Source organism: Methylobacterium sp. BI1 (assembly GCF_056680125.1).
The window spans coordinates 1430630-1450062 of record NZ_CM155267.1 but is presented as its reverse complement, the minus strand read 5'-3'; the positions used below and the strand labels follow the sequence as shown (position 1 = coordinate 1450062).

The following is a 19433-nucleotide window of genomic DNA, read 5'->3' as shown; positions in this document are numbered from 1 at the left end:
ACAGCTGAGCCCCGCCGTCGTTCGCTTCCGTCTACGCGTTGAGGCATCATGCAGAAAGACGACGGCGCGGTGCCGGCCACGGGCTTGGTAACCATTCCGTTAAGGTTTTTTGGGCGCCGCGGCGGGCTCGGGTATCGGAGCCTCGTGCCGAAGTCTAAAGTTCCTTGGTAAATTGGTAAAAGTAACCTTGATCGACGGGCGCGGCCGGCGATCGGGATACGCGTAACGAGGCGTTGTATGGCCACGGAAAAGAAGCTCAAGGATCCGGCCGAGGCGGCTCTGTCGGCGATCGAGCAGGCTTTGAACCTCGACGCTTTCGCCCCGGGTGACGAGGCATCGCGGGTGGAACCCCGCCTTCCGGACGTCGGCGACAGCGATCCCTTACGCGATCCGAGCGGTCGCCTCGCGCCGCCGCGCCTCGACCTCGACCAGCCCCTCGCCTCGGACCTGCCGCCGCCGGACCGCAACCGGCCCCGCCGCGAGGGCGGACTCCTGCCGCCCGACCGCTCGATGGTGGCCAACGACGACCGCCAGAACATCGGCATCCTGCAGCAGACCCTGCGCGTCCGCCCCTCGCGCACGCCCTACCTCATCGCCGCCGCCGCCGGCGCCCTCTGGATCGCCGGCCTCCTCGCCCTGGCCTGGGTGCAGTCCTCCGGCGACCTGCGCGGGTTCTTCCAGGGCCTGACGGCGATCCAGGGCGCGGTCGCGGCGACCGCCCTCGTGGGGCCGGTGGTGCTGTTCGCCATCATGGGGATGCTCGCCGTGCGCGCCCAGGAGATGCGCCTCGTGGCCCGCGCCGTGGGCGAGGTGGCGATCCGCCTGGCCGAGCCCGAGAACTTCTCCACCGACGCGGTGCTGACCATGTCGCAGACCGTCCGGCGCGAGGTCGCGGCGGTGGGCGACGGCGTCGAGCGGGCGCTGGCCCGGGCCGGCGAACTCGAGACCCTGGTGCGCGGCGAGATCGCGACCCTAGAGCGGGCCTATTCCGACAACGAGATCCGCATCCGCTCCCTGGTCGAGGAATTGGTCGCCCAGCGCGAGTCGATCATCGCCAATGCCGAGCGCGTGCGCGGAGCCATCACGGGTACCCACCAGAGCCTGACGGCCGAGCTCGACGGCGCCGCCGAGCGCATCGTCTCCGCGGTGACCGGCGCCGGCGACCGGGTCACCAGCGCCCTCGACGCCCGCGGCGAGGCCATCACCTCGGCCCTCGGCGACCGCGGCGACGCGATCACCGCCGCCCTCGGCGAGGCCGGCGACCGCGTGGTCGAGCTGGTCTCCGGCCGCGGCGACGACCTCGTGCAGCGCCTCGCCTCCACCAGCGAGGGCGTGCGCGGCAGCCTCGCGGAGGTCGGCAGCGCCCTCACCCTGTCCCTCGAGTCCCGGGCCGACGAGGTCACCCGGGCCTTCGAGCGCACCGGCGGCATCCTCACCACCACCCTGGCGGAGAATGCCGGACAGGTGGCGCGGACCCTGGCGCAGACCGGCTCCGAGGTGATCGAGGCCCTCAACCGCCAGGGCGGCGAGGTCCGCCAGACCTTCGAGCTCTCCGCCCGCGGCCTGGAAGAGGCCTTCCTGGCCCGCGGCTCCGAGCTGACGGCCCAGTTCTCGTCCACGGGCGGCGAGATCACCGCGCGCTTCGCCGAGACGGGCGATGCCCTGCGTGCCCACTTCGCCGAGACCGGCGCCGCCCTCACCCACGACATCTCCGTCCGCGGCGATGCCCTGCGCAGCGAGATCGAGACCGCCGGCACCGGCGTGTCCGCCCTCATCGAGTCCCGGGCCCGCGAGGCCCAGACCGGCCTCGCCGCCGCCGCCGGCAGCATCATCGAGACCTTCACGACCCGCGCCGACGGCGTGCGCGAGGATCTCATCCGCTCGGTGGACGGCATCGCCTCCGGCCTCGACACCCAGGGCGGCGCCCTGGCCGAGCGCATCGAATCCGCTGCGGCCCGCCTGCACGAGACCATCACGGTGCACGGCGCCGAGGTCTCGACCCTGTTCGAGACCCGCGGCCGCGACACCCAGGCCGGCCTGGCGCTGGCCGCAAGCGCGATCATCGAGAGCTTCGGCGCCCGCGCGGACTCCCTCCGCGAGACCCTGATCGGCTCCGTCGAGGAGGCGACGACCCGCCTCGACGAGCGCGGCGGCACCCTGGCCGAGCGCATCGAGGCCGCGGCCGCCCGCCTGCGGGAGACGATCGACGTCCATGGCGGATCGGTCTCCGAGCGCATCGACGCCTCGGGCCGCGAGGCCCAGGCCGCCCTGGCGCTCGCCGCCAGCGCCATCGTGGAGACCTTCGGCAACCGCGCCGGCGGCGTGCGCGACGAGCTCTTCCGCTCGGTGGAAGGCCTCGCCACCGGTCTCGACCAGCACGGCGCGGCCCTGGCCGAACGCATCGAAACGGCGGCGAGCCAGCTGCATCGGACCGTCACGGTCGAGGGCGCGAACCTGGAATCCACCCTCGGGGCGACCGGCGACCGCGTCGGCGAACTCCTGCGGGTGCGGACCCAGGAAGCCACGCAGACGCTCGAGGGCGCCCTCTCGGCCCTCGGCCACACCTTCGAGACCCGCGCCCTGGAAGCGGTGGACAGCCTGCGCGTCACGGCGGCGACCCTCGAATCCGAGATCGGCACCCGGACGGCCGAGGCCGCCGACACCTTCCGCCGCAGCGCGGAGGAGACCACCGTGGCCCTCGGCGCCAGCACCACCGAGGCCGCGCAGTCCCTGCGCCGCGCCTCGGCCAGCGCCACCGGCGAGCTGGAGGCCCGCACCGTCGAGGCGGTGCAGATCTTCGAGAACCGTCTGGCCGCCACGTCGGCCGATCTCGCGGCCCGGACCGCCGAGGCGGCCGAGCTCCTGCGCAACGCCGCCGACGGCCTCGGCGGCACGGTCGGCAGCAGGGCCAGCGCCTCCATCGAGGCCCTGCGCAGCACCCTGGATGCGGTCAACGACGAGCTGGCGCGCCGCGCCGACGAGGCGGCCGGCACGATCGCCCGCGCGGCCGACGGTCTCGGCGGCGATCTCATCGCCCGCATCCGCGACGTCGAGACGGTCTTCGACAACCACGGCCGGACCCTCGGCGATCTCATCGCCGCCCAGGCGCAGGACGCCCAGACCCAGCTCGCCAATACCGGCCGCGACATCGTCCTCGCCGTCACCGCGCAGGGCGCGCGGGTGAACGACGCCCTGAGCCAGACCGGCGCCAGCTTCGCCGACACGACCGAGACTCGCGTCCAGGCCATCGACCGCGTGCTCAACGACCGCCTCGCCACCCTGCAGGAGACCATCGCCCGCGGCGACATTCTCGCCGAGCGCATCTCCCGCGACACCGCCGCCCTCACCGAGTCCGTGTCGGGCCGCCTGGAAGAGATGGACCGCGTCATCACCGTGCAGGGCAAGGTGGTGGCCGACAGCATCGCCGAGCGCACCCGCGAGGCCCAGGAGGCCGTCGAGAACCAGCTCGGCGCCCTCGAGGAGCGCTCCGCCCGCCGCTCCACCGAAATCGGCGAGACCTTCGCCAACCTCGTCGCCCAGATCGACGGCCATCTCGGCGGCCGTGCCACCGCCCTGAACGAGGCCCTGATCGTGCGCACCGCCGAGATGGCCCGCGTCATGGCCGAAGGCGGCCGAGACCTCGTCCAGGCCCTCGACACCCGGGCGGACACCATGGCCCTCGACATCGCCCAGCGCGGCGCCAGCCTCGGCGACGTCCTCGGCGAGCGCTCGGCGGAGATCGCCCGCCGCCTCGACGAGCAGACCCTGGAGCTGTCCCGCCGCCTCGACGAGGGCGCCGGACGCTTCGATGCCGGCGTGCTCGGTCGCCTTGAGGCGATCGGCACGGCCCTCGAGGAGCGCAGCCGCCTCATCGAGGAATCGTTCGGGGCCCAGGCCTTCGAGGCGATCCGCCTCATCGAGAGCCGCACCCGCGCGGTGGACGAGGATCTGGCGACCCGCACTCGCGAACTGGTCGAGATGATCGTCGATCGCACCGGCAACGCCAATCAGGCCCTGGACACCCAGGCCGTGGCCATCCGCGAAGCCTTCTCGGAGCGCGCCGACGAGCTCGTCCGCCTGATCGACGCCCGGACCGCCGCGATGGGCACCGAGCTCGACGAGAAGGGGCGCGCCGTGTTCGGCGCCCTCGGCGGCCGCATCACCGAACTCGCGCGCCTGTTCGACCTCGGCAGCAACTCCCTCGGCGCGGTGCTGGAGCAGCGCGGCGAGACCATCCTGGCGCGTCTGCGCGAGATGGTCGCCGAGGCCGACCGCCAGCTCAGCGAGGGCGAGGGCCGCCTCGGCACCACCCTCGACCGCCGCACCTCCGATATCAGCTCGCTCCTCGACGAGGGCGTGCGCACGGTCCACCAGCTGCTCGACGACCGCACGGGCGAGATTCGCGCCCTGCTCGACAACCACGCCAGCTCCCTGGGCGCGAACTTCAGCGACCGCATCGCGCCGCTGCACGACACCCTCGACCAGCGCGGCCGGGCGTTCGTGGACACCATCGCGGCCAGCCTCGGCAGCGCCGCCGAGGCGGTCGAGGCCCGGACGCGGGCCCTGGCCACCCTCTTCGACGAGCGCATCGATCACCTCGACGAGGTGGTGGACCGTCGCGGCGGCAGCCTCGCGGACTCGGTCGAGGCCCGGACCCGCGCCCTCGCGGAGACCTTCGACCAGCGCATCGGCGTCCTCGACGAGCTCGTGGACACCCGCGGCAAGCGCCTCGCCGAGACCCTGGGCGCCCAGACCCAGAGCCTGGTCGAGCAGTTCGACCAGCGTCTCGGCAGCCTCGACGACGTGGTCGAGCGGCGGAGCGGCGAGATGGCCCAGGCCGTGGACGAGCGCACCCGCGCCCTGGCGAACCTGTTCGACCATCGCATCAACATCCTCGGCCAGCTCGTCGACCATCGCGGCGCGCATCTGACCGAGACCCTTGAGAGCCGGACCGAGGCCCTGACGACTCTTCTCGACCAGCGCATCGGTGCCCTGGACGAGATCGTCGACGGCCGCGGCAACCACCTGACCCAGTCCCTCGATGCCCGGGCCCAGGGCCTGCGCAGCCTGTTCGACGAGGTCCTGAGCGCCCTCGACGGGCTGCTCGACGGCCGTGCCGAGGCCCTGACCGACCGGGTCGAGAGCCAGACGCGCGGCCTCACCACCCTGTTCGACGAGCGCCTCGGCGCCCTCGACCGCCTCGTGGACCACCGTACCGGAACCCTGTCCGACGAGGTCGATGCCCGTGCCCAGGCGCTGGTCGCGCTCATCGACACGCGGGTCGGTGCCCTCGACCAGGTGGTCGATACCCGGGCCGGCGCCCTGCGCCAGCAGGCCGAGGCCATGGCGCAGACCCTCGTCGCCCTCTTCGAGGAGCGCGCCTCCGGCCTCACCGCCCAGGCGGACGACCGGACCCGTGCCCTCGTGGCCCTGTTCGACGAGCGCCTGCAGGCCCTGGAAGGCTTGGTGGACGGGCGCGCCGGCACCCTGGCCGACCGCGTCGAGGAGCGCACCCGCACCCTCGCCTCGGTGTTCGACACCCAGCTCCGGACCCTCGACGAGACCGTGGACCACCGCGCCAACGTCCTGGCGCAGCAGGCCGAGGACCGCGGCAGCGCCCTGGCGGCGATGTTCGACGAACGGCTCACCGCCCTCGGCGGCCTCGTGGAGGCCAGCGCGGCGGAGTTCGCCCGCACCATCGATACGCAGGGCCAGGCCCTGACGGAGGCGGTGGACAGCCGGTCGGAGGCTTTCACCAGCCGCATCGACAACCGGATGAAGGTGTTCGCCACCCTCGTCGCCTCGCGCGGCGACGCCCTCGCCACGGCCTTCGACGACCGCCAGGACGCCTACGCCTCCCTGGTGGACGCGCGGTCCGCGGCGATGCTCGCGGCCTTCGACGAGCGGGTCGACCGTCACGCGGCCCTCGCCGAAGCGCACAGCCAGGCCCTGGCCACCGCCCTCGACCAGCGCAACGAGGCCGTGGCGGCGCTGCTCGACACCGGCACCGGCGCCCTGGCCGAGGCCTTCGAGCGTCGCTCGACCGCCCTGGCCGGCCTCGTCGAGGCCCGCGGCCAGGCCCTCGCCCGCCGGCTGGCGGAGAGCGCCGAGACCATCACCCGGGCCATCGAAACCGGGGGTGGTGCCCTGGTGGAGACGCTCGACGGGCGCGGGAACGCGGTCGTCGCCCAGCTCACGGACCAGTCGGAGCGCCTGCGCGCGATCGTGGACGGACCGGCGGCCGAGCTCGTGGAGGCCCTGGCGCTGCGCGGCGACGCCATCGAGCGCGCCCTGCAGGAGAGCGGAGCCCCGCTGGTCGCCGCCATCCGCGAGCGCACCGAGGCCCTGGCCGCCCAGTCCCGCGCCTCCGCCGAGTCGCTGCTCTCGGCCATCGACGGCGGTGCGACCCGGGCGATCGCGTCCCTGAACGACGCCAACGACCAGATGCGCGGCGAACTCACCACCGTTCTCCAGCGCATCGACGGGGCCAACGAGGCCCTGCGCGAGCTCCTGGCCGGGACCGGCCAGAACCTCGGCCAGATCGAGGCGGGTCTCTCCCACCGGATCGCCGACATCCGCGACGGCCTCGCGGCCGTGGCCAGCGAGACCGAGCGCGCCAGCGCGGGCGTCTCGGAGCAGGTCCACCTGCTCCGGAGCGTCGCGGAGGGCGCCCTGCGGGACGCCGCCGAGCTGGCGGTCTCCCTCGACGAGCGCGGCCGGGCCCTCGACGCGATCGGCCGCACCCACGCGGGGACCCTGCAACAGGCCGTGGGCCACCTCGAAGGCGCCGCCGGTCAGCTGCAGGGCGCGGCCGGCCAGATCCAGGGCGCCGAGAGCCGCCTCGCGGACCGGCTGGGCGAGCGCGAGGCCGCCATCGCCAGCGTGCTGTCGCGGATCGAGGAGCGCTCCGGCACCCTCGACGCGCAGACCGCGCGCTTCGACGCGATGATCGGCGAGACCCTGCGGGCCGCCGAGGAGCGGGCGCGGGCCCTGGGCACCAGCCTGTCCGAGACCGCCGCGGGCGCCGGGACCACCGTCGCCAAGGCGTTCGAGGGCCTGCGCGCCAGCGCCGACAGCGAGAGCGGTCGCACCGCCGAGGCCGTGCGCAGCGCCATCGAGGCGGCGTCGCAGCAGATGATGGGCGTCCTCGAAACCGCCTCCGGCCGCTTCGGCGAATCCGTCAACGGACTGCGCGAGATGGCTGCCGAGATCCGGCGTGAGCTCGACGCCACCCGGGCCGACCTGCAGCGCGGCGTGCTCGAGATCCCGCGGGAGACGCAGGACGCCACCGGCGAGATGCGCCGCGTGGTCTCCGAGCAACTCAAGGCCCTGACCGAGCTCTCCAGCCTGGTCCAGAGCTCGGGCCGGGCGGTGGACGCGGCGGTGCCGCAGGTGTCCGAGCCGAAGCGCCCCGCCGCCGCACCGGCTGCGGCACCGGCTCCTGCCCCCGCGCCGGCGGCGACCGCCCCGGCGGCTCCGGCGAAGGCCGCCCCGGCCAAGCCCGCCGCCGCACCCGCGGCCAAGCCCGCCGCTCCGGCGGGCCGCCCCGGCACCGCGATGAACCTCGTCTCCGCCCCCGCGGCGGGCCGGGCCGCCCCGGCGCCCCGCCCCGATGCCCGGACCGGCGAGGGCCGCGGCTGGCTCTCGGACCTGCTGACGCGCGCGTCCATCGACGAGGACGCGGACCCGGCGGAGTCCGCGCCCGCTCCGGCCACGAAGCAGCAGGCCGAAGCCCAGAAGAACGCCGCGGAGCGCGGGCGCACCGCCCTCGAGACGATCTCCAGCGACATCGCCAAGATGATCGACCACCAGACCGCGGTGGAGCTGTGGGAGCGCTATCGCCGGGGCGAGCCGAACCTGTTCGACCGGCGGATCTACACCGCGCAGGGCCGGCAGACCTTCGAGGAGGTTCGCCGCCGCTACGCCGCGGACGCCGATTTCCGGCGCACCGTGGACCGCTACGTCGGCGAGTTCGAGCGCCTGCTCGGCGACGTCTCGAAGAACGACCGCGACTCCTCGCGGGCGGATGCCTACCTCACCTCGGAGACGGGCAAGGTCTACACCATGCTGGCCCATGCCAGCGGCCGCTTCGACGGGGCGTAGGGCTCCGCGCACCGAACCGGACGAACGGACCCCCGCCCTCCCCCCGGAGGGCGGGGGTTTCCCGTTCGCGATCGAGGACCGTCAGATCAGGCCGAGACCGGCGAGTTCGCGGCGCAGAGATTCCGGCATCTCGGCGAGCCCGCCCGCCGTGCGGGCGTCGAGGTCGGCCGGCGCATCCTCCGCCTTGAGGTAGCGCCAGCCCTGGAACGGCCGGCAGGGACGGGGCGCGACGGCGGTGACGTCAGGTTGCAGGATCAGCCGGCAGCGACCGATCCCGTCGGTATCGGTGAACGGCGTGATGGCGCTGATGGACTGGCGGCAGAGCAGCGTGCCCTTGATCACCCAGTAGATCGAGCCGCGCCCGACGATCTCGGCGGCGCGGGTCGGCACCATGCGGGTGGTGTGGACGGGGGCGGGATCGCGCCCCTCGCGCAGGGCCGCCTCGCGGTTGCGGGCGATGCGCTCCTCGAGCTCGCCGATGCTGGCGGGACCGACGCAGAGCTTCAGCAGGTGAAGGGTCTGAGCGGCGGGCTTGGCAAAAGGCGCGGCAAGGGACGTTCCAAGTGATCTGGCAGGGGGCATGGCGACGTTGTAGCAGCCGCGCCGCAGCCGCGCGCCTTCGGTGTGGACGGCGCGACCCCGCGCCGCTCACAGTCCGGTGTTCTAGGAGAACAGCGCGCGCTTCTCGTCCTCGGAGAGGGCATCGATCTCGGCGAAGGCCGTCGCGATATCGGTCTGCGCCTGCTCGGAGACGTGGAGCGTCGCCGGGGTGACCGGCTCCGGCGCATCCTCGGCCGCGAACAGCGCGTCGGCCTCGTCCGGGGCTTCGGTCTCGCATTCGTCCGCCTCGGGCGCGGCGAGGGCGGTCTCGGGCGCGGCCTCGTCCGGCGGCGCGTCGGCGACCGGGTCCGACTCCGGCAGCGTCATCGCGGCGGCCTCGTGCGCCGGGGCCTCGTCCGTCTGGGCCTCGTCCGTCGGGCCGTCGTTGGCTGGGGCGTCGGTCGCCAATGCGTCGGTGGCTTCCAGGAAGACGATGTCGTCCTCGGCGGACGGATCGTCCGTCAGCGGCGCCCGGACGAAGGGGACGGGCGGCACCGGCTCGGCAGACGATCCGTCCATGTCGATGTAGCGGTCGACGTCGCTTTGGCAGAGGTCGGCCTGCACCTCCGGCGCGCCCTGGCCCGCGGGCCCCGCCGGGACCGGATCGAGGGCATCGCCCCAGATCGCCATCATGGCGGCGAGGCGCTCCTCGAGGTAGCGCAGGGTGTGGATGATGCGCGCCGTGCGCTGGGCCGTGAGGTCCTGGAACGAGCAGGCCGTGTAGATGGCGGTGGCGCGCCGGTCGAGCTCGTCGCAGATCTCGGCGTCCGAGCCGGATTCGCGCAAGGTCCAGGCGGCCTCCTGGACGTGCTCGGCGGCGCTGAGGATGTCGGAGGTCGCGTTCTCGGTGGAGCGCACGATGGCGTCGAGGGCCGCGGAGGCACCGCCGAGGCGGGTCTGGTCCTGGTCGGGGGTGTTGATCGCCGCGATCTCGGCCTTCGTCCGGGCGATGGCGTGGGCCATGTCCATCAGGTCGCCGCGCACGCGCCCCATCTGGCTGCTCTCGCGATCGCGGGTGACCACGCTCTCGAGGCGGGCGATCGCGTCGAGGACGATCCCGGTGTCGCTGGTGCGGTTGCGGCGGAGATAGGCGTCGAGGAACCAGCGACCGCGCTCGCTCTCGGTCATCGCCGCCTCGATGCGATCGTATTCCGAGATGTCGAGGGACGTCAGCGAATGGGAACTCGACATCAAGCACGTGTCCTTGGCCGCGGGGACCGGCACGCGATAGCCGGGTCCAAGCCGTCGCAGGTTGACAGGATCGTTTTAACGCCGGCTTTACGCAGCCTCCGCCTGACGCGACGTTCTCCCAGGCCCCCCTCGTCCCAGTCCGGTCGTTGTGTCTGACCCGTTTCCTGCGCCCCCGGAGCCGAACGCCTTTCGGCTGTCGGTGCTCTACGCCGTCGTCTTCGTCGAGATCGGCATCGCCATGCCGTTCATGCCGGTCTGGCTGAACGCCCTCGGCCTCGACGCGGCCGTCATCGGCGCCCTGCTCGCCCTGCCGATCGCCATCCGCATCATCGCCACCGCGCCCCTAGTCGGGCTGATCGACCGGGGCATCGCGGCGCCGCGGATCCTGCTCGTCGGCAGCCTCGTCCTGGCCGGAACCTACGTGCTGATGCCCACCGGTGCGGCCCTCGGCTGGCCCGTGCTCGCGCTGCTCATCGCGCTGAACGCCGTCGCGGCCGCGCCCCTGGTGCCGAGCATCGACTACCTGACCCTGGGGGCCGTGCGCCGGAGCCGCCGGCTCGACTACGCCCGGATCCGGATGGCCGGCTCCATCGGCTTCCTCCTCGCCAACTTCGCCGGCGGCGCCGCCCTCGGGGCGATGGGCGAGCGCCTCGCCGTCCCCCTCCTCCTCACCGTGCTGGCGCTGATCGCCGCCGGGGTGGTGGCGGCGTCCCGCATCGAGGCGCCCCCGGTGCCGCCCCGCCATCCCGAGGCCGGCCGGCCCGCCCTGCCCCGCGTCCTGTGGTTCGCGATCGGCGCGGCGGCCCTGATCCAGTCGAGCCACGCGGCGATCTACGCCTTCGGCAGCATCCACTGGAGCACGCACGGCATCCCCACCGCCTGGATCGGCACGCTCTGGGCCATCGGCGTCGCCTCCGAGATCCTGCTCTTCGCCCTGATCGGCCGCCTGCCCGCGCGCTGGCGCAACCCCTTCGCCCTGCTCGGCCTCGGCGGCGGGGCCGCCCTCCTGCGCGCCGTCGGCATGGCCGCGTTCGGGGACCGGCTCGGGCCGGTGATCGCCCTGCAGGTCCTGCACGGCCTGACCTTCGGGGCGACGCAGCTCGGTGCCATGGCGGCGGTGTCGCGTTTCGCCCCGGACGGCGCCCGCGGGCGGGCCCAGGGCACGATCAGCTCGGCGGGCGCCCTCGCCTCGGCCAGCGCGACGCTGATGACCGGCGCCGCCTACCAAGCCGGGGGCGGACCGCTCGCCTTCGTGTTGATGGCGCCCCTGGCCGGCCTCGGCTTGTGCCTCGTGGCACGCGCCGCGCAGGCCGCCCGCGCTTTCAGCCTTCACAGCACCACGATTGTGGGCCAGGGGGCAGGACAACCCGATTAACCTTGACCGTCCGGTAACCGCGATCGGTGTACCGTGACCGCGGCAGGGAGTGCGGCGTCATTGGCTAGAGCCGAGATCAGGAACCATCCGGACGCTGCCGACGCCGCGATCCTCGAGGGCGGCCGCGTCGGCCTGTCCGGGCGCTGGACCGCCGACCAGGGCGCGGCCGTGGAGGTCGCCGCCGCGCGCATCGCCGGCAGCGCCGCGGGCACGCCCCTCCTCGTCGACCTGAGCCGAGTCGTCCGCCTGGACACCCTCGGCGCCTGGGTGCTGGAGCGGACCCGCGCGGAGATCGAGGCCGCGGGCGGACGCCTGGCCTATGCGGGCGCCTCTCCCGAGCACCGCATCCTCCTCAGCGAGGTGAAGCTGCGCGCGGCCGAGCCTCCGCCGCCGCGCCGCGGACGCCTGTTCGGCTTCCTCGACGACCTCGGACGGCGCGTCGTCGGCGCGAAGTCGGACTTCGTCACCGGACTCGCGTTCTTCGGCGAGGTCGTCACCGCCTGCATCCGGGTCGCGGCCCGCCCCGGCACCTTCCGGGGTACCGCCCTCGTCAACCAGATCGAGCAGGTCGCCTTCCGGGGCGTGCCGATCATCGTGCTGATCTCGTTCCTGGTCGGCGGCATCGTCGCCCAGCAGGGCATCTTCCAGCTCCAGCGCTTCGGCGCCCAGAGCTTCGTGGTGAACCTGATCGGGCTCCTCATCCTGCGCGAGCTCGGCGTGCTCCTCACCTCGATCATGGTGGCGGGCCGCTCCGGCTCGGCATTCACGGCCGAGATCGGCTCCATGCGGATGCGCGAGGAGGTCGACGCCCTGCGGGTCATGGGCCTCGATCCCATCGAGATCCTGATCGTCCCCCGCATCCTCGCCCTGGTGATCGGGCTGCCGATCCTGACCTTCCTCGCCTCCCTGGCGGCCCTGGCCGGCGGCGGCCTCACCGCCTCGCTCTACGGCGGCATGACCGTCGACGCCTTCCTGGCGCGCCTGCAGGCGGCGGTCTCGCTGCACCACGTGGCGGTAGGGCTGATCAAGGCGCCGTTCATGGCCCTCATCATCGGCATCATCGCGACGATCGAGGGCTTCGCCGTGGAGGGTTCGGCCGAGTCCCTGGGCCGCCACGTCACGGCCTCAGTCGTCAAGTCTATCTTCATGGTGATCGTCCTCGACGGATTGTTCGCCGTCTTCTTCGCCGCGATCGACTTCTGAGGCTCGGCCCCGACGTGTCCGCCCCGCACCTCCAGACGAGCCCGACCCAGCCGGCGCCGGCGACCGCGCCGGAGCCGATCATCCGCGTGCGCGACCTCGTGGTCGGCTTCGGCAGCAAGATCGTGATGAAGGGGCTGAACCTCGACATCCGGCGCGGGGAGATCCTGGGCTTCGTCGGCCCCTCCGGCCAGGGCAAGTCGGTGCTGACCCGGACGATCCTCGGCCTCGTGCCCAAACGGGCCGGCACCATCGAGGTGTTCGGCGAGGACGTGGACGGGCTCACGGTGACCCGGCGGCGCCAGATCGAGCAGCGCTGGGGCGTGCTGTTCCAGCAGGGCGCGCTGTTCTCGGCGCTGACCGTCAAGCAGAACATCCAGATGCCGATGCGCGAGCACTTGAACCTGTCCGAGCGCCTCCTCGACGAGTTCGCCCGCCTGAAGATCGAGATGGTCGGCCTGAAGCCGGATGCCGCCGACAAGCTGCCCTCCGAACTCTCCGGTGGCATGATCAAGCGCGCGGCCCTGGCCCGCTCCCTGGCCCTGGATCCCGAGATCCTGTTCCTCGACGAGCCGACCTCGGGCCTCGACCCGATCGGCGCCGGGGAGTTCGACGAGCTCGTCGCGACCCTGAAGCAGACGCTGGGCCTGACCGTGTTCATGGTCACCCACGATCTCGACAGCCTCTACACCGCCTGCGACCGCATCGCGGCCCTGGGCGACGGCCAGATCATCGCGCAGGGCACGATCGAGGAGATGCTCCAGAGCGACCATCCCTGGCTGCGCTCCTACTTCCACGGCAAGCGCGGGCGCGCGGTCGTCTCGCCAGGCACGCATCATGCGCCGGCCTGACGTCCGCCGCCCACGGCGTGCCGCCGCGCACCGCCCGCGCCCCACCCCGTCAAGGTATTGCTGATCCGATGGAGACTCGTGCGAATTACGCGCTGATCGGCGCCTTCACCCTCGCGGTCGTGGTGGCGGCCTTCGGATTCGTTTTCTGGCTGCAGGGCGGGTCCCGGAGTCAGGTCCGGCAGGCCGTGCGCATCGTGTTCTCGGGCAGCGTCGGCGGCCTCGCCAAGGGCTCGACGGTGGCCTTCAACGGCATCAAGGTCGGCGAGGTGATGGATGTGCGCCTGCTGCCGCAGGACCCGCGCCGGGTCGTCGCCATCGTGGAGGTCGAGCGCACCACCCCCCTGCGGGCCGACACCCGCGCCCGCCTCGATTCGGCGATGCTCACCGGCGTCTCGACGATCTCGCTCTCCGGCGGCAATGCCGATGCCCCGGCCCTGACGCCGGGCTCGGGCGACCAGATGCCGACGATCTTCGCCGACAGCTCCGACATCCAGGACATGATGGCGGCGGCCAAGCAGATCGCCCAGCGCGCCGACGACGTGCTCCAGCGCCTCGACAAGGTGGTGGCCGGCAACGAGGGCGCGATCACCCGGACGCTCGCCAACGTGGAAGCCTTCTCGAAGACCCTGGCGGAGGCCGGGCCGGCGGTGAGCGGCCTCGTGAAGGCGATCGACGGGCAGAAGCTCAACCGCGTCATCGACAATGCCGATCGCTTTTCCGGGGCCCTCGCCGCCGGGAGCCCGGACATCGAGGGCGCCCTCAAGGACGCGCGTTCCCTCGCGGCCAAGCTCAACGCCTCCGCCGACCGCGTCGATGCCGTGCTGAAGGGGGCCGAGGGCTTCCTCGGCTCGGCCTCGGGCTCGGCCGGCACCAGCACCTTCACCGAGGTACGCGAGGCGGCGATTTCCGTCCGCGATGCCGGAAAGGCCTTCCGCACCCTCTCCGAGAACCTCGACAAGCGCACCTCGAACATCGCCACCAGCTTCAACCGCTTGAGCGGGACCGGGCGGCGCGAGGTGGAGGCGCTCTCCACCGATGGCCAGCGCACGCTGAACACTCTGAACCGGACGGTGAAGAGCCTGGAACGGGACCCCTCGCAGGTCATCTTCGGCGGCAAGCCGTCGTTGCCGGAATACAACGGTGGCCGTTGAAGCGACCGCCCTCCGGCCGTGCGTGCTGCGACGCACGGCAACATTCCGGCCTTGCGTTAGTTTACCGCCACGCTGTGCGTCAGCGCGGCGACGGGTTTCCGGAATGCGTATGACACTTCACCAGACGGCCCCCGCGCTCGTCGCGATGCTCCTCGCTTCCGCCCTCGGCGGCTGCGGCGGCGGCGCGGTACCGCTCACCTTCGATCTCGCCGCGCTGCCCCCCACCGGGCGGGCCGTCGGCGCCGCGCGGTCGTTCACCGTGGCCGAGCCGGTGGGCATCCAGCCATTCGAGGCGGACCGCATCATCGTGCGCGAGCCGGGCGGAGCGCTGTCCTTCCTCGGCGGCGGCCAGTGGGCCGACCGTCTGCCGCGGCTGATCCAGACGCGGCTGATCCAGAGCCTGGAGAATTCCGGCCGCCTGAAATCGGTGAGCCGCCCCGGCGACAAGATCACCTCCGACTACCAGCTCATCAGCGAGATCCGGGCCTTCGACATCGCCGCCGGCACCGGCGAGGCGGTGGTCGACCTCTCCGCCAAGATCATCGCGGAGGGCTCCGGCAAGGTGATCGCGGCGCGGATCTTCACCGCCCGCGTGCCGGTGCCGCAGGTCGATGCCGGCACCGCCGCCGTGGGCCTCGACGCCGCCCTGGCGCGGGTTCTCGGCGAGATGGTCGCCTGGGTGAATTCCGGCCGCTGAGGTGCCGAGGGGCCGAGGCCCCTTCACCTCACTCCATCACGGCGGCCTTCATGATGACGACCATGATGGCCTTGGCCGGCTCCGGACCGATGCAGCGCACGGTGTGCGGGCGGTCGCAGCGGTAGCGCAGGGTCTCGCCGGCCCGGGCGCGCTGGACGGTGCCCGCGACCTCGACCTCGAGCAGGCCCGACGTCACCGTCAGCGATTCCACCGAGCCGCGCTGATGCGGGTCCGAATCGAGCACGCCGCCCGGATCGGCGGTGAGGTCGTACCATTGCAGCCACTCGACGGTCTTGATCCAGCCGATGATGGCGAGGCGGACCTTGCCGTCGTCCGAGACCAGGATCGGCGTGTCGGCGCGGGAGGTCTTCTCGATGAAGGGCTCCTCGTCGCTCGTCGCGAGCACCCGCTCGATCGAGACGTCGAGGGCCTGGCTCAGGCGCCAGATCGTGGCCAGGGTCGGGTTGGTCTCGTTGCGCTCGATCTGGCTGATGATCGACTTGGCCACCCCGGACTGCTCGGCCAGCTCCGACAGCGACAGGTTGTAGGCCTTGCGCAGACGCTGGATCGTCTTGCCGAGCTGGCCGGAGAGCACCTGCGCCCCCGTGAGTATGTCCCGCTGCCGCCCGCGCTCGGGCGTCGTCACCTGGTCGTCCATCTGTCCCGACATCCGCGCGTCCGTTCCATTAACCGGACGCTTGTGCGTTACTTCAAACGCAAACGGAGGGACGACGCAAGGCGCGGTCAGACCCAGAGGGCGTGGAAATGGTGCACGGGGCCGTGGCCGTGACCCACGGGAACGCCGTCGGCCCCCGCGATGGCGGCGGAGACGTAGCGCTTCGCCTGCGCCACCGCCTCGACCATCGGCAGGCCGCGCGCGAGGCCGGCCGCCACGGCCGACGACAGCGTGCAGCCGGTGCCGTGGGTGTTGCGGGTGCGGATCCGCGGCGCGGCGAAGCGCCGGAGCGTGCCGTCGCCGCTCATCAGGTGGTCGACGCTCTCGTCGCCCTCGCCGTGGCCGCCCTTCACCAGGACGGCCCTGGCCCCGATGGCGAGGAGGCGGCGGCCCTGGGCCACGGCGGCGTTCTCGGTCTCGGCGGTGGGTTCGCCGATCAGGGTCGCGGTCTCCGGCAGGTTGGGGGTGACGAGGTCGGCCAGCGGCAGGAGGTGGCGGCGCAGGGCCTCCACCGCGGCCTCCGAGATCAGCCGGTCGCCCGAGGTCGCGACCATGACGGGATCGAGGACAATCGGGATTCGACCCGCGTGCCGGGCGAGGCCCGCCGCCACCGCCTCGATGGTGGCCACCTGCGAGAGCATCCCGATCTTCACGGCCCCGACGGCGAGATCGGAGAACACGCTGTCGATCTGCGCCGCGACGAAGTCGGCCGGGACGTCGTGGATGGCCTGGACGCCGCGGGTGTTCTGCGCGGTCAGGGCGGTGATGACGCTCGCCCCGTAGACCCGAAGGGCCGCGAAGGTCTTCAGGTCGGCCTGGATGCCGGCCCCGCCGCTCGAATCGGATCCCGCGATGGTGACGGCGATGAAGGTCATGGTGTGAAGATCCTGGCGTCAGAAATGCTGGCGTTTCCCGAAGCTTAGGCCGCGACGCCCCGCGCGGCGAGGGCCGAATCGACCCGGACGCGCAGGTCGCGGGCGCGCCCGGCCACCGACTCGCCGGAAAAGAGCGACGAGATCACCGCGATCCCGTCGGCTCCGGCCTCGATCACGGCGGCGGCGTTACTGGCGTCGATGCCGGCGATCGCCCCGAGGGGGAAGCCGGCGCCACGGGCGAGGCGCCCCCGGAAGACGATGCGGGCGAGGCCGTCGAGCCCCACCGGCGGGTCGGGATTGTCCTTGCTCGTCGTCGCGAACACGCCGCCGATGCAGGCGTAGTCCACGGGCAGCCGGTAGAGCTCGTCGGCCTGGGTGCCGGTCTTGAGGGTGAGGCCGATGAGCGCCTCGCGTCCGAGGAGGCGGCGGGCCTCGGCCGGGTGCAGGTCGCTCTGACCGAGATGCACGCCCTCGACCCCGGCCGCGAGGGCGAGGTCGACCCGGTCGTTGACCAGGAGGGGCACGCCCGTGCCCTCCAGGGCCGCATGGATCGCCCGGATGCGGGCCAGGGCCGCCCGGGCATCCGCGATGGATTTCTCCCGGTACTGCAGCAGCGTGCACCCGCCCTGCACGGCCTCCGCCGCCATCGCGGCGAGGCGGTTGCCGTCGGTGCCGGACACGCCGGTATCGAGGAGGCCGTAGAGCCGCAGGTCGACCGGCCGGCCCCGTCCGATGGCTTCGTCCCGTCCGATCACGCTGCGTTTCCCCGGTTTCGTCGCTGGTTTCGTGCAGTGTAGGGCTGCGCCGCCGCGATCGGAAGCGCCGGCCCGGGCGGAGCTTTCCGGCGCGGCGTCGCGTTGCCACCCCCGACCCCCATCATCACCCGAGGCAGGCCCCGCGCATGGACCGCACGCAGAAGCAGAAGATGCTCGCCGGCGAGATCTACGATCCCGACGACCCGGAGCTTCACGCCGACAGCCACGCCTGCAAGGTCTGGATGCAGCGCTACAACGCGGCCCTGGCAGAGACGCCCGCCCTCCGCCGCGAGCTCCTGCGCGAACGCCTCGCCGCGGTCGGCGCGGGCGCGGTGATCCGGCCGCCCTTCCACTGCGATTACGGTCTGCACATCAGCCTCGGTGCCCACGTCTTCCTGAATTTCGGCTGCGTCATCCTCGATTGCGCCCCGGTGAGCATCGGCGACCGCACCCAGATCGGGCCCGGGGTCCAGATCCTCACCCCCGACCATCCGCGCGAGCCGGGGCCGCGGGAGGCGGGCTTGGAATTCGCCCGTCCGATCCGGATCGGCCGCAACGTCTGGATCGGCGGCGGCGCGATCCTGCTGCCCGGCGTCACCGTGGGCGACCATGCCATCATCGGCGCCGGCAGCGTCGTCACCCGCGACGTGCCCGAGGGCGCCACGGTGGTGGGCAATCCCGCTCGCGCCCTGCCCCACCGCCAGGCCTGAAACATCCGCCCCGCTCGAGGATCGGCCCGATCGCGGCTTGGGACACGGGCGCCGCGGCGGTTTTTCCACATTCATCACGTCGCCGCGATATGCCATGAGCAGGGGCCGGCACTGCGGGCATCACGGATAGCGGCGGGGATCGGGGCGCGTGACCACGGCGGAGGAGACCCAGCGGGATTCGGAGAGCGCGCTCTCCAATCCCTCCGCCGTCGGGCTCGTGGCCGTGATCATCGCCGCCACCGACGGCGAGCCGCGCGCCCTCACCGTCCAGGTCGGCGGCCAGGCGAAGGGCCGCTCGGACGGCCTCCCGGCGGGGCCGCTGGTGCCCGAGCACCCGACGCTGGAGCGCGGCCTGCGCGCCTGGGTCGAGCGCCAGACCCACCAGCGCCTCGGCTACGTCGAGCAGCTCTACACCTTCGGCGACCGCGACCGTCAGGGCGACGATGCCGGCGGCCTGCACTCCCTGTCGGTGGCCTATCTCGCCCTGGTGCGCGAGGTGCGCCCCGGCGGACTGGCGGAGGCCTCCTGGCGCAACTGGTATCGCTACCTGCCCTGGGAGGATTGGCGCGCGGGCCGACCCGAATCCCTCGGCGAGATCGAGACCAAGCTCCTGGCCTGGGCCGAGCAGGCCTCGGACCCGAAGCTGCGCCGCCGGCGGGAGGACCGCCTCGGCCTGACCTTCGGGCTCTGCGGCGGCGCCTGGAACGAGGAGCGCGTGCTGGAGCGCTACGAGCTGCTGTTCGAGGCCGGGCTGATCCCGGAGGCGCAGGGCCAGTCCGGCGAGGCGCGCGAGGCGGACCTCGCGATCACGGGCCAGCCCATGGCCCTCGATCACCGCCGGGTGCTCGCCACCGCGATCGGCCGCCTGCGGGGCAAGATCAAGTACCGCCCGGTGGTGTTCGAGCTGATGCCCCCGACCTTCACGCTCTTCCAGCTCCAGCGCACGGTGGAGGCCCTGTCCGGCACCAACCTGCACAAGCAGAACTTCCGCCGCCTCGTGGCGCAGCAGGGGCTGGTGGAGGAGACCGACGACGTCACCAGCGGCGCGACCGGCCGCCCGGCCCGCCTGGTGCGCTTCCGCCGGGAGGTTCTGCTGGAGCGCCCGGCCCCGGGCTTCCGCCTGCGCCCGGCCCGCCGCCCCGCCTGAAACCCCGCGATCGCCCCGAATGACAGTCGCGGTGCAGCGTCATTTTCGCATCGCAAAAACGTTATGCTCAAACCCTGCATATCTGGACAAGGCGATCCGGGC

General features: G+C 72.8%; 13 protein-coding genes. 8 read left to right on the top strand and 5 right to left on the bottom strand.

Annotated features, from left to right (window positions below):
* Positions 1–237: 237 nt before the first annotated feature.
* Positions 238–8103, top strand: a complete 7866-nt coding sequence (locus AC1MGR_RS06945) for an apolipoprotein A-IV repeat region-like domain-containing protein (protein WP_480234100.1) — start codon at positions 238–240, stop codon at positions 8101–8103.
* Positions 8104–8184: 81 nt separating this feature from the next.
* On the opposite strand, the gene AC1MGR_RS06940 is transcribed toward AC1MGR_RS06945, so the two are convergent.
* Both AC1MGR_RS06940 and AC1MGR_RS06935 read right to left on the bottom strand, forming a co-directional pair.
* The gene (locus AC1MGR_RS06940; RefSeq protein WP_108038045.1) at positions 8185–8685 is read right to left on the bottom strand and encodes a DUF1489 domain-containing protein; all 501 of its coding nucleotides are present in this window, start codon (positions 8683–8685) and stop codon (positions 8185–8187) included.
* Between the two features lie 81 nt (positions 8686–8766).
* On the bottom strand, positions 8767–9894 hold the full coding sequence (locus tag AC1MGR_RS06935) for a hypothetical protein (RefSeq protein WP_480234099.1): 1128 nt from the start codon (positions 9892–9894) through the stop codon (positions 8767–8769).
* Between the two features lie 148 nt (positions 9895–10042).
* On the opposite strand from AC1MGR_RS06935, the gene AC1MGR_RS06930 reads away from it, so the two are divergent.
* From AC1MGR_RS06930 to AC1MGR_RS06910, 5 genes are all read left to right on the top strand, one after another.
* Positions 10043–11269 (top strand): MFS transporter, encoded by a 1227-nt coding sequence (locus tag AC1MGR_RS06930; protein ID WP_480234098.1) that lies wholly within the window; start codon positions 10043–10045, stop codon positions 11267–11269.
* 60 nt (positions 11270–11329) lie between these two features.
* Positions 11330–12472 carry an ABC transporter permease gene (locus tag AC1MGR_RS06925; protein WP_480234097.1) on the top strand — a complete coding sequence of 381 codons (1143 nt, stop codon included), beginning with the start codon at positions 11330–11332 and terminating at the stop codon, positions 12470–12472.
* 86 nt (positions 12473–12558) lie between these two features.
* A complete protein-coding gene (locus tag AC1MGR_RS06920) occupies positions 12559–13320 on the top strand; it encodes an ABC transporter ATP-binding protein (RefSeq protein WP_480234736.1) in 762 nt (253 codons plus the stop codon).
* Positions 13321–13388: 68 nt separating this feature from the next.
* On the top strand, positions 13389–14471 hold the full coding sequence (locus tag AC1MGR_RS06915; RefSeq protein WP_108037895.1) for an MlaD family protein: 1083 nt from the start codon (positions 13389–13391) through the stop codon (positions 14469–14471).
* Positions 14472–14580: 109 nt separating this feature from the next.
* Positions 14581–15168, top strand: coding sequence for an ABC-type transport auxiliary lipoprotein family protein (locus AC1MGR_RS06910; RefSeq protein ID WP_480234096.1), 588 nt, complete (start codon positions 14581–14583; stop codon positions 15166–15168).
* A 28-nt stretch (positions 15169–15196) separates the two neighbouring features.
* Here AC1MGR_RS06910 and AC1MGR_RS06905 read toward each other — a convergent pair whose 3' ends face one another.
* The 3 genes from AC1MGR_RS06905 to thiE all read right to left on the bottom strand — a co-directional run bounded on the left by AC1MGR_RS06905 (position 15197) and on the right by thiE (position 17474).
* Positions 15197–15826: an XRE family transcriptional regulator gene (locus AC1MGR_RS06905; protein WP_108037899.1), complete on the bottom strand. Its 630-nt coding sequence runs from the start codon at positions 15824–15826 to the stop codon at positions 15197–15199.
* 86 nt (positions 15827–15912) lie between these two features.
* Positions 15913–16719, bottom strand: coding sequence for a bifunctional hydroxymethylpyrimidine kinase/phosphomethylpyrimidine kinase (gene thiD, locus AC1MGR_RS06900; RefSeq protein WP_480234095.1), 807 nt, complete (start codon positions 16717–16719; stop codon positions 15913–15915).
* A 44-nt stretch (positions 16720–16763) separates the two neighbouring features.
* Positions 16764–17474 (bottom strand): thiamine phosphate synthase, encoded by a 711-nt coding sequence (thiE, locus tag AC1MGR_RS06895; RefSeq protein WP_480234094.1) that lies wholly within the window; start codon positions 17472–17474, stop codon positions 16764–16766.
* Positions 17475–17620: 146 nt separating this feature from the next.
* Between thiE and AC1MGR_RS06890 the strand changes: the two genes are divergently transcribed.
* Together AC1MGR_RS06890 and AC1MGR_RS06885 are read left to right on the top strand one after the other, a co-directional pair.
* Positions 17621–18184, top strand: a complete 564-nt coding sequence (locus tag AC1MGR_RS06890; RefSeq protein WP_480234093.1) for a sugar O-acetyltransferase — start codon at positions 17621–17623, stop codon at positions 18182–18184.
* Between the two features lie 148 nt (positions 18185–18332).
* A complete protein-coding gene (locus AC1MGR_RS06885; RefSeq protein WP_108037907.1) occupies positions 18333–19331 on the top strand; it encodes an NrtR DNA-binding winged helix domain-containing protein in 999 nt (332 codons plus the stop codon).
* The last annotated feature ends 102 nt before the right edge of the window (positions 19332–19433 follow it).